Source organism: Streptomyces sp. CA-106110, from assembly GCF_050936285.1.
Lineage (GTDB): Bacteria > Actinomycetota > Actinomycetes > Streptomycetales > Streptomycetaceae > Streptomyces.
This window is the reverse complement of record NZ_JBNJNB010000001.1, coordinates 4,897,931-4,910,653: the sequence shown is the minus strand read 5'-3', so window position 1 is coordinate 4,910,653 and position 12,723 is coordinate 4,897,931. Positions and strand designations below refer to the sequence as shown.

At 70.5% G+C, this 12,723-nt stretch carries 10 protein-coding genes; 6 read left to right on the top strand and 4 right to left on the bottom strand.

From position 1 onward, the window contains the following. Positions 1 to 47 precede the first annotated feature (47 nt). Both greA and ACQEXA_RS22525 read right to left on the bottom strand, forming a co-directional pair. Positions 48 to 548 (bottom strand): transcription elongation factor GreA, encoded by a 501-nt coding sequence (gene greA / locus ACQEXA_RS22530; protein WP_432931903.1) that lies wholly within the window; start codon positions 546 to 548, stop codon positions 48 to 50. A gap of 170 nt (positions 549 to 718) precedes the next feature. Continuing rightward, a complete protein-coding gene (locus ACQEXA_RS22525; protein WP_432931905.1) occupies positions 719 to 1,117 on the bottom strand; it encodes a DUF4307 domain-containing protein in 399 nt (132 codons plus the stop codon). Positions 1,118 to 1,274: 157 nt separating this feature from the next. On the opposite strand from ACQEXA_RS22525, the gene mca reads away from it, so the two are divergent. Next, entirely contained in the window at positions 1,275 to 2,153 is an 879-nt protein-coding gene (gene mca, locus ACQEXA_RS22520; RefSeq protein WP_432931907.1) for a mycothiol conjugate amidase Mca, read from the top strand. A 6-nt stretch (positions 2,154 to 2,159) separates the two neighbouring features. Further along, a complete protein-coding gene (locus ACQEXA_RS22515) occupies positions 2,160 to 2,423 on the top strand; it encodes a hypothetical protein (protein ID WP_432931908.1) in 264 nt (87 codons plus the stop codon). A 60-nt stretch (positions 2,424 to 2,483) separates the two neighbouring features. On the opposite strand, the gene ACQEXA_RS22510 is transcribed toward ACQEXA_RS22515, so the two are convergent. Further along, complete coding sequence (locus ACQEXA_RS22510; protein WP_433130849.1) at positions 2,484 to 5,720, bottom strand: tetratricopeptide repeat protein; 3,237 nt, start codon at positions 5,718 to 5,720, stop codon at positions 2,484 to 2,486. Positions 5,721 to 5,933: 213 nt separating this feature from the next. Here ACQEXA_RS22510 and ACQEXA_RS22505 point away from each other — a divergent pair, with 213 nt between their 5' ends. The 3 genes from ACQEXA_RS22505 to ACQEXA_RS22495 all read left to right on the top strand — a co-directional run bounded on the left by ACQEXA_RS22505 (position 5,934) and on the right by ACQEXA_RS22495 (position 9,552). Then, entirely contained in the window at positions 5,934 to 8,021 is a 2,088-nt protein-coding gene (locus ACQEXA_RS22505) for a thioredoxin domain-containing protein (protein WP_433130846.1), read from the top strand. Positions 8,022 to 8,147: 126 nt separating this feature from the next. After that, the gene (locus ACQEXA_RS22500) at positions 8,148 to 8,795 is read left to right on the top strand and encodes a TetR/AcrR family transcriptional regulator (protein ID WP_432931914.1); all 648 of its coding nucleotides are present in this window, start codon (positions 8,148 to 8,150) and stop codon (positions 8,793 to 8,795) included. A gap of 25 nt (positions 8,796 to 8,820) precedes the next feature. Further along, positions 8,821 to 9,552, top strand: coding sequence for a Mut7-C RNAse domain-containing protein (locus ACQEXA_RS22495; RefSeq protein ID WP_433130844.1), 732 nt, complete (start codon positions 8,821 to 8,823; stop codon positions 9,550 to 9,552). Positions 9,553 to 9,773: 221 nt separating this feature from the next. Here the strand turns inward: ACQEXA_RS22495 and trhA are convergent, their stop codons facing one another. Continuing rightward, on the bottom strand, positions 9,774 to 10,487 hold the full coding sequence (trhA, locus tag ACQEXA_RS22490; protein WP_359392236.1) for a PAQR family membrane homeostasis protein TrhA: 714 nt from the start codon (positions 10,485 to 10,487) through the stop codon (positions 9,774 to 9,776). Positions 10,488 to 10,796: 309 nt separating this feature from the next. Here trhA and ACQEXA_RS22485 point away from each other — a divergent pair, with 309 nt between their 5' ends. Then, on the top strand, positions 10,797 to 12,620 hold the full coding sequence (locus tag ACQEXA_RS22485) for a phosphoenolpyruvate carboxykinase (GTP) (RefSeq protein ID WP_432931919.1): 1,824 nt from the start codon (positions 10,797 to 10,799) through the stop codon (positions 12,618 to 12,620). Positions 12,621 to 12,723: the final 103 nt, after the last annotated feature.

Below are 12,723 nucleotides of genomic sequence, written 5' to 3'. Positions count from 1 at the left end.
CCCCGGTGCTGAAGGCACCGGGGGCCCGCGGAAGACGCCGGGGAGGCTCAGCCCTGGTAGGGCTCGGCCTTCAGGATCTTCACCGAAGCCTTCTTGCCGTTCGGCAGCTCGTACTGCGCGTCCTCGCCGATCTTGTGGCCGATCACGCCGGCGCCCAACGGAGACTGCGGCGAGTACGTCTCGATGTCGGCGCTCGCGTACTCGCGCGAGGCGAGCAGGAACGTCAGCGTGTCGTCCTCGTCACCGTCGAAGGCGATCGTCACGACCATGCCGGGCGCGACGGTACCGTCGTCCGAGGCCGGGGCCTCTCCGACCTGGGCGTTCTCGAGGAGCTGGGTCAGCTGGCGCACACGGAGCTCCTGCTTGCCCTGCTCCTCCTTGGCCGCGTGGTACCCGCCGTTCTCGCGCAGGTCGCCCTCCTCGCGCGCAGCCGCAATCTTGGCGGCGATATCCGTGCGCGCAGGACCAGTAAGGTACTCAAGCTCGTCCTTGAGCTTGTTGTACGCCTCCTGGGTCAGCCAGGTGACGTTCTCGCTGGTCTGGGTCACAGGGTGCTCCTCGTCGGTACTGGGAAATACAAAGCATCGCCCTACCCAGAAGAATGTTCCTTCACGGGTGGGCGAAACCACGAGCCTAACAATTCAGCGGCGGAAGGGGGAGGACATAAGCCATCAGAATTATGTCAATGCAGGTCAGCGCCTACGTGAGAAGAGTGACGTCAGTCGGCGTGGCAGCCCAGCAGCTCCGCCGTGGACCCCTCGGACGTCGTACGCAGCGTGACGACCTTGTCGATGCGGGTGGTGTGCCCGCCGAACCGGAAGTCCGCCCGGCCCACCTCGGTGCCGTCCGCCGACTGGGAGCGCACGGTGCAGTAACCGCTGGCGTTCGCGTCCTTGCGCACCTCGAGATGGACCTTGACCGAGTCCTTCCCGGCCTCGAAGGTGATCACCTGGCCGCTGATCTTGTTCTGCACGACGTAGTGGTACCCGAACCAGCCGACGAGGATCAGCAGCAGAGCCCCGAGCACACTGGCGACGATCTTGAGTGCGCGGTCGGCGCGGTCGTCGGCGGAGCGGCCGTAACGGCCCTCGGGCAGCCGCGTGCTCGCCGTACTCATGGTCGTCCTCTCGGCCGTCACCGGGACGGACGTCCCGGAAGGGGTGCTCCGGGAGGGGCCCCGGAATTTTTCGCCCCCCGATTCGGTCACTATAGAAGCCGCACATCGCGCCGAATCACACCGGGCGCCGACCTGCCGACTTACTGAGGATCGAGTCTTGACTGACCAACTGCGACTGATGGCAGTGCACGCCCACCCTGACGACGAGTCGAGCAAGGGCGCGGCCACCATGGCGAAGTACGTGTCCGAGGGGGTGGACGTGCTGGTGGTGACCTGCACGGGCGGGGAACGCGGCTCCATCCTCAACCCCAAGCTCCAGGGCGACAAGTACATCGAGGAGCACATCCACGAGGTACGCAAGAAGGAGATGGACGAGGCCCGGGAGATCCTCGGCGTCAAGCAGGACTGGCTCGGCTTCATCGACTCCGGCCTGCCGGAGGGCGACCCGCTGCCGCCGTTGCCCGAGGGCTGCTTCGCCCTCGAGGACGTCGACAAGGCGGCCGGCGAGCTCGTCCGCAGGATCCGCTCGTTCCGTCCGCAGGTGATCACCACCTACGACGAGAACGGCGGCTACCCCCACCCCGACCACATCATGACGCACAAGATCTCCATGGTGGCCTTCGAGGGCGCGGCGGACGGCGAGAAGTACCCCGAGACGGAGTTCGGCCCGGTGTGGCGGCCGCTGAAGCTGTACTACAACCAGGGCTTCAACCGTTCGCGGACCGAGGCCCTGCACAACGCGATGCTCGCGCGCGGCCTGGAGTCGCCCTACGCGGACTGGCTGAAGCGCTGGGACGAGTTCGAGCGCGTCGAGCGCACGCTGACCACGCACGTCCCGTGCGCGGACTTCTTCGAGATCCGGGACAAGGCGCTGATCGCCCACGCCACGCAGATCGACCCCGACGGGGGCTGGTTCCGCGTACCGCTCCAGCTCCAGAAGGACGTCTGGCCGACCGAGGAGTACGAGCTCGCGAAGTCCCTCGTGGACACCTCCCTCCCGGAGGGCGACCTCTTTGCAGGCGTCCGCCGGCCCTGAGGGACAATGCCTGACATGAGCGCAAGCGTGAGCCCGGCCATGACGCACCTCGTCACCCTCGCCGAGGTCGACCAGAACAAGGTCACCCCCGGTGTCCTCGGCTTCATCGTCTTCGCGGTGATGGCTGTGGCGGTGTGGGGCCTGATGAAGTCCATGAACAAGCACATGGGCAAGGTCCGCTTCGAGGAGGACGTCTCCGACACCGGCGAGAAGGCCGGTACGGAGGGCTCCGGCACGGTCAAGGGAGCACCCAAGGCCCAGCGGGGCTGAGATCTCGCACTTCGGGGCCGCGCCCGACACACCCGGGCGCGGCCCCCGTCGGGGTGCCCGTCAGTTCCCGGCGGGCACCTCCACCCCCATCACCTCCCGGGCGTGCCGTCCGGGCACCATCCCCAGGCGCCATGCCTGCCAGCCGTCCTCCAGGCTCACACCGCGCTCCAGCAGCACCCCGTACGCCCCGACGACGTCGTCCAGCTTCTCGTCCCTCGCCGGATGCCCGGCGCGGGACAGCTGCGCCAGTTCCTCCTCGGCCACCGCGGTGCCCACCTCGACGCCTCCCGGGGAGGCGTAGGGCAGAAGGGTGCAGCGCAGGAAGCGGGCCCAGTCCTCCCCCCTGCGGTCGCCGTACGAGGTGAACAGGTCCACCGCCTCGTCGCACAGGGCGAGCGCCTGCTGGGTGCGGGCGTTGCCGGCGTCCACCACCGCCAGTTCCAGGCACGTCCACGCCTCGCCATGGGCCACGCCGATGCGCTGGAAGTCCGCCCTCGCGTCCACCAGCAGCTGTCGTGCGAATCCGGAGTTGCGCAGCGACCCCGTCCGGGCCGCCCGCTGGTCGCGGGTCACCCGTGCCGAGTGGTGGCGGGCGCAGGCCAGCCCGTACACGTCCCGCATCCGCGAGAACATCGTGCGGGCACGCTCCAGGTCGCGGACCGCCTCATCGAGTTCGCCCGTCTCCTCCAGGGCCTGGCCGAGGTAGTAGGCGGTCCAGGCCTCGCCGCGTATGTCCTCGTTCTCCCGGTGACGTGCGGCCGCCCGGCGCAGTTCCTCGGCGGCAGCCGACCCGTCGCCCGCGACCAGGCGGGCACGGGCCAGCTGGGTCAGCGCCCAGGCCTCACCGCGTGGGTCACGGGTGCGGGTGCACAGTTCCAGTGCGGTGCGCAGTTCCGTCTCCGCACGCGGGACCTCGCCCAGGCGCAGGGCCAGCTGACCGAGCTGGAAGTGCGCCCAGGCCTCACCGTGCACGGACTCGTTCTCCTGGTGGAGGATCACGGCGCGGGTGAGCAGGTCCAGCGCCCGGGCCGGCCGTGCGCGGTCGCGCTCCACCGCGGCCAGCGCGTGCATGGTCCACGCGCGGTCCGCCGCTAGCTCGGGGGAGGCCTGCAGTTCCAGCGCCTCCTCGAGCCTGGCCGTCGCCTCGGTGAGGTTGCCCTGGTGGTGGAGGGTGATACCGAGCGAACACAGCGCCCGGGCGGCGCCCGCGTCGTGATGGGCCTGCCGGTACAGGTCCACCACTGAGGCAAGCGTGGTCCGGGCCTTGTCCAGCTCACCCAGCTGACGTGCCGCGATGCCCGTACGCCAGCGCACCGAGCGCACCAGAAGGCCCTGGTCCACCTCTCCCGCCGTCGGTTCCGTGCGGGCCGGGGCGCCCCCGATCGTCAGCTCGCTGAGCTCGCCCAGCCGGTAGAGGTCGCCGCGCAGCAGGCAGTAGTCGCACAGGGCGCCCAGCAGGTTCAGCACCGCCGACTGATCGACGCCCTCCGCGTGCCGCAGGGTGGCGGTGATGAAGCTCGACTCGTCGTCCAGCCAGCGCAGCGCCGCGTCCAGGGAGGTGAAGCCGTGCGGTCCGAAGCGGTCCGAGCGGGTCGACATATTGCCGTCCACCAGGCGCAGCACCGAGTCGGCCAGCTCCGCGTAGTTCACGATCAGGCGCTCCTGGGCCGCCGTACGCTCGGCCGGCTCCTCCTCGTCCAGCAGCCTGGCCTGCGCGAAGGCCCGTACCACGTCGTGCAGGCGGTAGCGGCTGCCGCGCACATGGTCGATCAGGCCGGCGCGCGCCAGCGCCTGCAGATGCCGGGTCGCGTCCTCCTCGTCCGTGGCCAGCAGGGCGGCCGCCGCGGCAGCGCCCAGTGAGGTGCGGCCCGCCAGCGCGAGCCGTCGCAGCAGGCGCCGTGCGGCCTCCGGCTGGTCCGTGTACCGCAGCCACAGAGCGCGCTCCAGCGGGTCCACCGGGCCGTAGGCCGCGAGGTCCGCGGCCAGTTGGCGTGGGGTGCGCGGGCCGAGCGAGGAGCCGCAGACGCGCAGTGCCAGAGGCAGACCGCCGCACAGCTCCCGGGTGCGCTCGGCGGCCTCGGCGTCGTACGGGCCCGAAGTGTCCTGGGCCGCCGCGTTCAGCAGTTCCTCCGCGCCCGCCGCGTCCAGCGGCCCGACCTGGAGCTCGTGCACCCGGGCCGGCAGGTCCTCGGGCAGGTCGAGAGGTCCTCGCACGGTGACCAGCACCAGGCTCTCGGAACGCTCGGGGAGGAGGGCGCGCAGCTGCTCGGGGTCCGAGGCGTCGTCGAGCACGATCGTGACGGGCATGCCCGTCAGATGCTGGTGGTACAGCTCGATCAGCCGCTTGACGTGCTGATCGGGCGCGGAGCGCTCACGGAACAGAAGCTGCTCACGGGGCGCGCCGAGCTGGTTGAGCAGATTGAGCAGGGCGTCGCGTGTGGACAGCGGCGGCTCGTCGGCGCTGTCGCCGCGCAGGTTCACCACGCACGCGCCCCGGAAGTGGTCCTTGAGGTCGTGCGCGGCGCGGATCGCGAGCGTCGTGCGCCCGGAGCCCGGCGGGCCGTGCAGGACGACCACCGACGGCTTGGTCTCTGTGGCCGCCCGGGCCGCCTGGACCCACTGCCGGATCCGTGCCAGCTCCTGGCGCCGGCCCGCGAACGGGCCCACGGGGTCCGGCAGCTGGCCGAAGGACTGGTCGAGCACCGTGCGCCGGCGCGCCGCCGCGCTCTTGTCGGCGCGGCGCAGCTGGGGTGAGCCCTTCGTGGGGGTCGTCGAGGAGAGGATCACCCGCTGCTGGTCGAGGAAGGGCCGGATGCCGCGGACCTCCAGGGCGGTCAGCCACTGCAGCCGCAGTTGCTCGAGGCCGCCGGGCCGGCCGAGCTCACCGGCCCGGCGGCCGGCCGCCGGCAGATGGGACGCGGTCACCTTCACCACCGTCGTCGCGGCCCCCGCGATCCCGACGGTGACGGCGGCGCTCAGCGCCGTGCCGTCGCCCGTGCCCAGCACGAGGTCCGCGACGCAGGCCGTGGCCGCGGCCACGACCGCCACCGCGAGCGCCGTCGTGGCTCCCTCCTTCGCATACCGCTGACCGAAGGTCAGCCGGCCCGCCTCCACCTCGTCGAGAGCCCGTGTGTAGGCCTCGTACTCCTCCGCGGCCGTCTGCGCCATGGCGTCGAGCGCTCCGCGCGCCCGCGAGAGCAGTACGGCCCCATTGGTGCGACCGCCCGAGCGGCGCACCTCCTCCTCCACGGCCCGTGCCAGCAGCCGCTCGGCTTCCGTCCGATGGCCGTCCCGCATGTCACGTCCCCCTCCGGCGTCAACTCCCTTGGCTTTCAGTGTCCTTCGAGGGGGACATCAGCGCGAGGGTTGCGGGCGATCACGGAGCGGGTTCGATGACGTCCGGATCCCGCGGACCACTCCGGCGCTCCTTCCGGGTGACACCGGCAGCGGCGGCCGACCGTGTGTCGGCGGTGAGGCGACCGAACGGGCCGTGTCGGGCAGGATGGGGGTATGCCGAACCGACTGGCTCACGAGACGTCTCCGTATCTGCTCCAGCACGCGGACAACCCCGTCGACTGGTGGCCGTGGTCGGAAGAGGCCTTCGACGCGGCGCGCGAACGGGGCGTGCCGGTGCTGCTCAGCGTCGGTTACTCGAGTTGTCACTGGTGCCATGTGATGGCGCACGAGTCCTTCGAGGACGACGCGACGGCCGCATATCTGAACGAGCACTTCGTCAGCATCAAGGTCGACCGCGAAGAGCGACCGGATGTCGACGCCGTGTACATGGAGGCGGTCCAGGCCGCCACGGGCCAGGGCGGGTGGCCCATGACCGTCTTTCTCACCTCCGACGCCGAGCCGTTCTACTTCGGCACCTACTTCCCGCCCGCCCCGCGTCAGGGCATGCCGTCCTTCCTGCAGGTCCTCGAAGGCGTCCGGCACGCCTGGGCCGAGCGCCGGGACGAGGTCGCGGGGGTCGCCGGGAAGATCGTGCGTGACCTCGCGGGCCGGGATCTGCAGTACGGCGAGATGCGGGCGCCCGGTGAGGGGGAGCTCGCCCAGGCACTGCTCGGCCTCACCCGCGAGTACGACCCGCAGCGCGGCGGGTTCGGCGGTGCCCCCAAGTTCCCGCCCTCCATGGTCCTCGAGTTCCTGCTGCGCCACCATGCCCGCACCGGTTCGGAGGGCGCCCTGCAGATGGTGCAGGACACCTGCGAGCGCATGGCACGCGGCGGTCTCTACGACCAGCTCGGCGGCGGTTTCGCCCGCTACTCCGTCGACCGCGACTGGGTCGTGCCGCACTTCGAGAAGATGCTGTACGACAACGCGCTGCTGTGCCGTGTGTACGCCCACCTGTGGCGCGCGACCGGCTCCGAGCTCGCCCGCCGGGTGGCGCTGGAGACCGCCGACTTCATGGTGCGTGAACTGCGCACCAAGGAGGGCGGGTTCGCCTCCGCGCTCGACGCCGACAGCGAGGAGGAGGTGCCGCGCGACGCGGCCGGCCCCGGAGGGGAGCCGGGGGAGCCGCAGCAGGGCGAAGGCGAGGGCCGGCACGTCGAGGGCGCGTACTACGTGTGGACGCCCGCGCAGCTCACCGAGGCCCTCGGCCCCGAGGACGCCGAGATCGCGGCCCAGTACTTCGGCGTCACCGAGGAGGGCACCTTCGAGCACGGCAGCTCCGTGCTGCAACTTCCGCAGAGCGAGGGTGTGTTCGGCGCGCAGAAGATCGAGTCGATAAGGAGCAAGCTGCTCGGGAGACGAGGGAAGCGCCCCGCTCCCGGCCGCGACGACAAGGTGGTCGCCGCCTGGAACGGCCTCGCCGTCGCCGCGCTCGCCGAGACCGGCGCCTACTTCGACCGCCCCGATCTGGTGGAGGCCGCGCTCGGCGCCGCCGACCTGCTCGTACGGCTGCACATGGACGAGCACGCCCGTTTGGCCCGCACGTCGAAGGACGGTCAGGTCGGCGCCAACGCGGGTGTGCTGGAGGACTACGCCGACGTCGCCGAGGGCTTTCTCGCGCTCGCCTCCGTCACCGGTGAGGGTGTCTGGCTGGAGTTCTCCGGGCTCCTGCTCGGTCATGTGCTCGCACAGTTCACCGACGGGAGCGGGTCCCTGTACGACACCGCCGCCGACGCGGAGAAACTCATCCGCCGCCCCCAGGACCCCACCGACAACGCCGCACCGTCCGGCTGGTCCGCGGCCGCCGGCGCACTGCTCTCCTACGCCGCCCACACCGGCTCCGAGCCCCATCGTGCCGCCGCGGAGCGGGCGTTGGGCGTCGTCAGGGTGCTGGGGCCGCGCGTGCCCCGGTTCATCGGCTGGGGGCTCGCCGTCGCCGAGGCGTTCCTCGACGGGCCGCGTGAGGTCGCGATCGTCGGCCCGTCCCTGGACGACCCGGCCACAAGGAGCCTGCATCACACGGCACTCACGGGCACCGCGCCGGGCGCCGTCGTGGCGGTGGGCCGTCCGGACGACGAGCTGCCTCTCCTCGCCGACCGGATCCTGGTGAACGGCGATCCGACCGCGTACGTCTGCCGCAACTTCACCTGTGACGCACCGACCACGGATCCCCGGCAGCTGCGCAGGGCCCTGAGGAGCTGAAACGCGGCGGAAGCCGCCTTCACCCGCCGTCCCGGGCCGCTGTCCCGCCGCCCGGGGAACCGGGGCGGCCGCGGTACGTCGCCGGCGGCGTGGCCGGGGTCCTGAGGATGACCGACAATGACAACCATGGCCGCCACCGCACACCGCTCGACCCCTGCCGCACCCCGTCCGGGGCTGCGTGAGCGGAAGAAGATCAAGACCCGTACGGCGATCCGCGAGGCGACCTACCGGCTGGTTCGCGAGCGGGGGTACGAGGCGACCACCATCGAGCAGATCGCGGAGGCGGCCGAGGTGTCCACCTCCACCGTGTTCCGGTACTTCCCGGCCAAGGAGGACATCGTCCTCACCGGCGCGTACGCCCCCGTCCTGGAGGAGGAACTGCGTGCCCGCCCGGCCGGCGAGCCGCTCGCGGAGTCGCTGCGCCGTGTGGTCCCGGACGCCGTCGAGCGGAGCATGCGGGGCGAGTTCGGGACGGCCGAGGACGCGGGCCTGCTCCGGCGGCTGATGGTCGAGGTGCCTGCGGTCCGGTCGCGGATGAACGAGCGCATGGCCCTGACCGGCCGGATGCTGTGCCGGGTGGCCGCCGAGCGCACCGGGCGCGACCCGGACGGCTTGGAGGTGCGCGTCCACTGCATGGGCGTGGCCGCCGCGCTGACGGAGGCATTCCTGTACTGGGCCGAGCACGGGCGGCAGGACGACCTCGGCGCCTGTGTGGCCCGCGCGCTCGATGTGCTGGAGCGGGGTCTGACGCCGGAAGAATTCAAAGCCCCCTGAGCCGTCCCCGTGCCATCCTGACCAGGTGAACAGACCGGAGATCCATGTCGATTTCGCCCCTGAGCTGGGGCTCTTCATCCCGCACGGGCGGCGCGGGCGAGCCACGAAGGTCGTCACCGACGGTGTCTCCACGCTCGGCCACGTCGTCGAGTCGCTGGGTGTGCCGCTGACCGAGGTCGGCGCGCTCGTCGTGGACGGCCGCGTTCTGCGCCCCTCCCATGTGCCGGCCGCCGGGGAGCGGGTCGAGGTGCGGCCCGTGGAGCGCCCTCAGCGGGTGCCGGGCGCTCCGCTCCGCTTCCTCCTCGACGTCCACCTCGGCACTCTCGCCCGTCGGCTGCGGCTGCTCGGGGTGGATGCGGCCTACGAGTCCATGGACATCGGTGACCCGGCTCTCGCCTCGCGCTCGGCCGCCGAGCGCCGGGTGATGCTCAGCCGCGACCGGGGACTGCTGCGCCGCCGGGAACTGTGGGCGGGCGCGTTCGTCTACAGCACCCGGCCGGAGGACCAACTGCGGGACGTGCTGCACCGGTTCGCGCCCGAACTGCGGCCATGGACGCGGTGCACCGCCTGCAACGGTCTGCTGTGCGAGGCCACGAAGGAAGAGGTCGGCGACCAGCTCGAACACGGCACCCGGCGCTCGTACGACGTGTTCGCGCGCTGCCTGGTGTGCGGCCGCGCCTACTGGAAGGGCGCGCACCACGAGCAGCTGGAAGCCATCGTGGCGCGCGCCCTCACCGAGTTCCCGAGCCGCACCTAGCACTCCCTCGTCGCATGCGGGCCCCTGCGTTCTGCGGCAGAAACGTCAAGGCTGTACGAGCTGCGGGACCGGGGCTGGGCCTCGTACAGGGCTGATGCGCAGGGCGTGTGATCGGCTCCGGGCGTGGGAACGTGCATGTGAACGAGCAAGTGATCGAACGAACGGACATACGAAAGGCCGCGGCTCGATGCCGCGGCCTTTCGTATGTCCGTTCGTCAGGGCTAGGCGTGCTGGTACGCCACCAGCGAGATCCCCACGTAGTGCACGACGAACGCCGCGAGCGTGAAGGAGTGGAAGACCTCGTGGAAGCCGAACCAGCGCGGTGACGGGTTCGGCCGCTTGATGCCGTAGATCACGCCGCCGGCGCTGTAGAGCAGGCCGCCGACGATGACCAGCACCAGGACGGCGATGCCGCCGGTGCGCATGAAGTCGGGAAGGAAGAAGACGGCGGCCCAGCCCATCGCGATGTAGCAGGGCGTGTAGAGCCAGCGCGGGGCACCCACCCAGAAGACCCGGAAGACGATGCCGGCCGCCGCCGCGCCCCAGATCCCCCACAGCAGCCACTGCCCTTTGGCCCCCGGCAGGAGGAGCAGGGTCAGCGGGGTGTACGTGCCCGCGATGATCAGGAAGATGTTGGCGTGGTCGAGCCGGCGCAGGACTCCGTCCATGCGCGGGCCCCAGTTGCCGCGGTGGTAGAGCGCGCTGACGCCGAAGAGCAGACACGCCGTCAGGACATAGATGCCGCAGGCGATTCGCCCCCGGGTCGAGCTCGCGAGGGCCGTGAGAATCAGGCCTGCGACGAGCACGGTGGGGAACATCCCGAGATGCAACCAGCCGCGGAGCTTCGGCTTGACCGGATGGGGCAAGGAGAGCGCGACGGGACCGCGGCCGGCTGCCGGCGAGTCCGTGGGCGCGTCGGGGACGGACGCAGTCATGGGCGGCATGGTACCTACGGAACCGTAAGTTACGTATCAAGGTGCGACCGATATCACCCGGCGTGCCCGGCCTACGGGCAAACGTGCGTACCGCAAAAAATCTTTCAGTCGAACCTTACGTGCACGCAAAGAAACGCGGGGACACGTGGCGATCCTCACTCCGCTCAACTGTGACGTCCTCTGGACAGATGGGCAAAGTAGTCGGATGATCAAATGAGTGCAGTCGGCACCGGATGAGCGGCTACGAAGCATCCGGGTCGCGGCCCCCACGGGGCACTCAACAGAAAAATCCCTCATCTAGGAGCGATCGTGGCGCGCGACAACGCGGCTCCCTCAACCGTCCCCACCCAGCACAAGGAACTGATCTCGTGGGTCAACGAGATCGCTGAACTGACCCAGCCGGACAGTGTGGTCTGGTGTGACGGATCCGAGGCTGAATACGAGCGCCTGTGCGAGGAGCTCGTCCGCAAGGGCACGTTCAAGAAGCTCGACCCGATCAAGCGCCCGAACTCCTACTACGCAGCCTCCGACCCGTCCGACGTCGCCCGGGTCGAGGACCGGACGTTCATCTGCTCCGAGAAGGAGCAGGACGCGGGCCCGACCAACCACTGGAAGGCCCCCGCCGAGATGCGGGAGATATTCCAGGGGGCGAACGGCCTGTTCCGCGGCTCCATGCGCGGCCGGACGATGTACGTCGTGCCGTTCTGCATGGGCCCGCTCGGCTCTCCACTCTCCGCGATCGGCGTCGAGATCACCGACTCCGCGTACGTGGCCGCCTCCATGCGGACCATGACGCGCATGGGCCAGGCGGTCCTCGACGAGCTCGGCCCCGAGGGCTTCTTCGTCAAGGCCGTCCACACGCTGGGCGCCCCGCTGGAGCCCGGCCAGAAGGACGTCGCCTGGCCCTGCAACCAGACCAAGTACATCTCGCACTTCCCCGAGTCCCGCGAGATCTGGTCCTACGGTTCCGGCTACGGCGGCAACGCGCTGCTCGGCAAGAAGTGCTACGCCCTGCGCATCGCCTCCGTCATGGCGCGCGACGAGGGCTGGCTGGCCGAGCACATGCTGATCCTCAAGCTCACGCCCCCGCAGGGCGAGTCGAAGTACGTCGCCGCGGCCTTCCCGAGTGCCTGCGGCAAGACGAACCTCGCCATGCTGGAGCCGACGATCTCCGGCTGGACGGTCGAGACGATCGGCGACGACATCGCGTGGATGCGGTTCGGCCAGGACGGCCGCCTGTACGCGATCAACCCCGAGGCCGGCTTCTTCGGCGTCGCTCCGGGCACCGGTGAGCACACCAACGCGAACGCGATGAAGACGCTGTGGGGCAACTCCGTCTTCACCAACGTCGCCCTCACCGACGACAACGACATCTGGTGGGAGGGCATGACGGAGGAGACTCCGGCCCACCTCACCGACTGGAAGGGCAACGACTGGACGCCGGCGTCCGAGACCCCGGCCGCCCACCCGAACGCCCGCTTCACGGTCCCCGCCTCGCAGTGCCCGATCATCGCGCCCGAGTGGGAGGACCCGAAGGGCGTGCCGATCTCCGCGATCCTCTTCGGCGGCCGCCGCGCCAGCGCGGTCCCGCTGGTGACGGAGTCCTTCGACTGGAACCACGGTGTGTTCCTCGGCGCGAACGTCGCCTCCGAGAAGACCGCCGCGGCCGAGGGCAAGGTCGGCGAGCTGCGCCGCGACCCGTTCGCCATGCTGCCGTTCTGCGGCTACAACATGGGCGACTACATGGGTCACTGGGTCGACGTGGCCAAGGACAAGGACCAGTCCAAGCTGCCGAAGATCTACTACGTCAACTGGTTCCGCAAGAACGACGAGGGCAAGTTCGTCTGGCCGGGCTTCGGCGAGAACAGCCGCGTCCTGAAGTGGATCGTGGAGCGCCTGGAGGGCAAGGCCGAGGGCGTCGAGACCCCGATCGGCGTTCTGCCGACCAGGGACGCGCTGGACACGAACGGCCTGGAGCTGTCGGAGTCCGACCTGGAGTTCCTGCTCACCGTCGACAAGGACGTGTGGCGCGAGGAGGCGGCCCTCGTCCCCGAGCACCTCAACACGTTCGGCGACCACACGCCGAAGGAGCTGTGGGACCAGTACCGCGCGCTGGTGCAGCGCCTGGGCTGACGCCCGTATGAGCTCCGCGGCCGGTCCGGCTTGCCCTGACCTGCGACGTCGTCACGACCGGCCGCGGTGATGGCACCGAACGGGCCGGGCCCCGCACCACGGA

Bases quoted from the DNA above. Each gene is read 5' to 3' on its own strand.
- ACQEXA_RS22515 (WP_432931908.1), top strand. From the start codon at position 2,160: ATGCCTGACATGAGCGCAAGCGTGAGCCCGGCCATGACGCACCTCGTC.
- ACQEXA_RS22505 (WP_433130846.1), top strand. From the start codon at position 5,934: ATGCCGAACCGACTGGCTCACGAGACGTCTCCGTATCTGCTCCAGCAC.
- ACQEXA_RS22510 (WP_433130849.1), bottom strand. From the start codon at position 5,720: ATGCGGGACGGCCATCGGACGGAAGCCGAGCGGCTGCTGGCACGGGCC.
- trhA (WP_359392236.1), bottom strand. From the start codon at position 10,487: ATGACTGCGTCCGTCCCCGACGCGCCCACGGACTCGCCGGCAGCCGGC.
- ACQEXA_RS22525 (WP_432931905.1), bottom strand. From the start codon at position 1,117: ATGAGTACGGCGAGCACGCGGCTGCCCGAGGGCCGTTACGGCCGCTCC.
- ACQEXA_RS22500 (WP_432931914.1), top strand. From the start codon at position 8,148: ATGGCCGCCACCGCACACCGCTCGACCCCTGCCGCACCCCGTCCGGGG.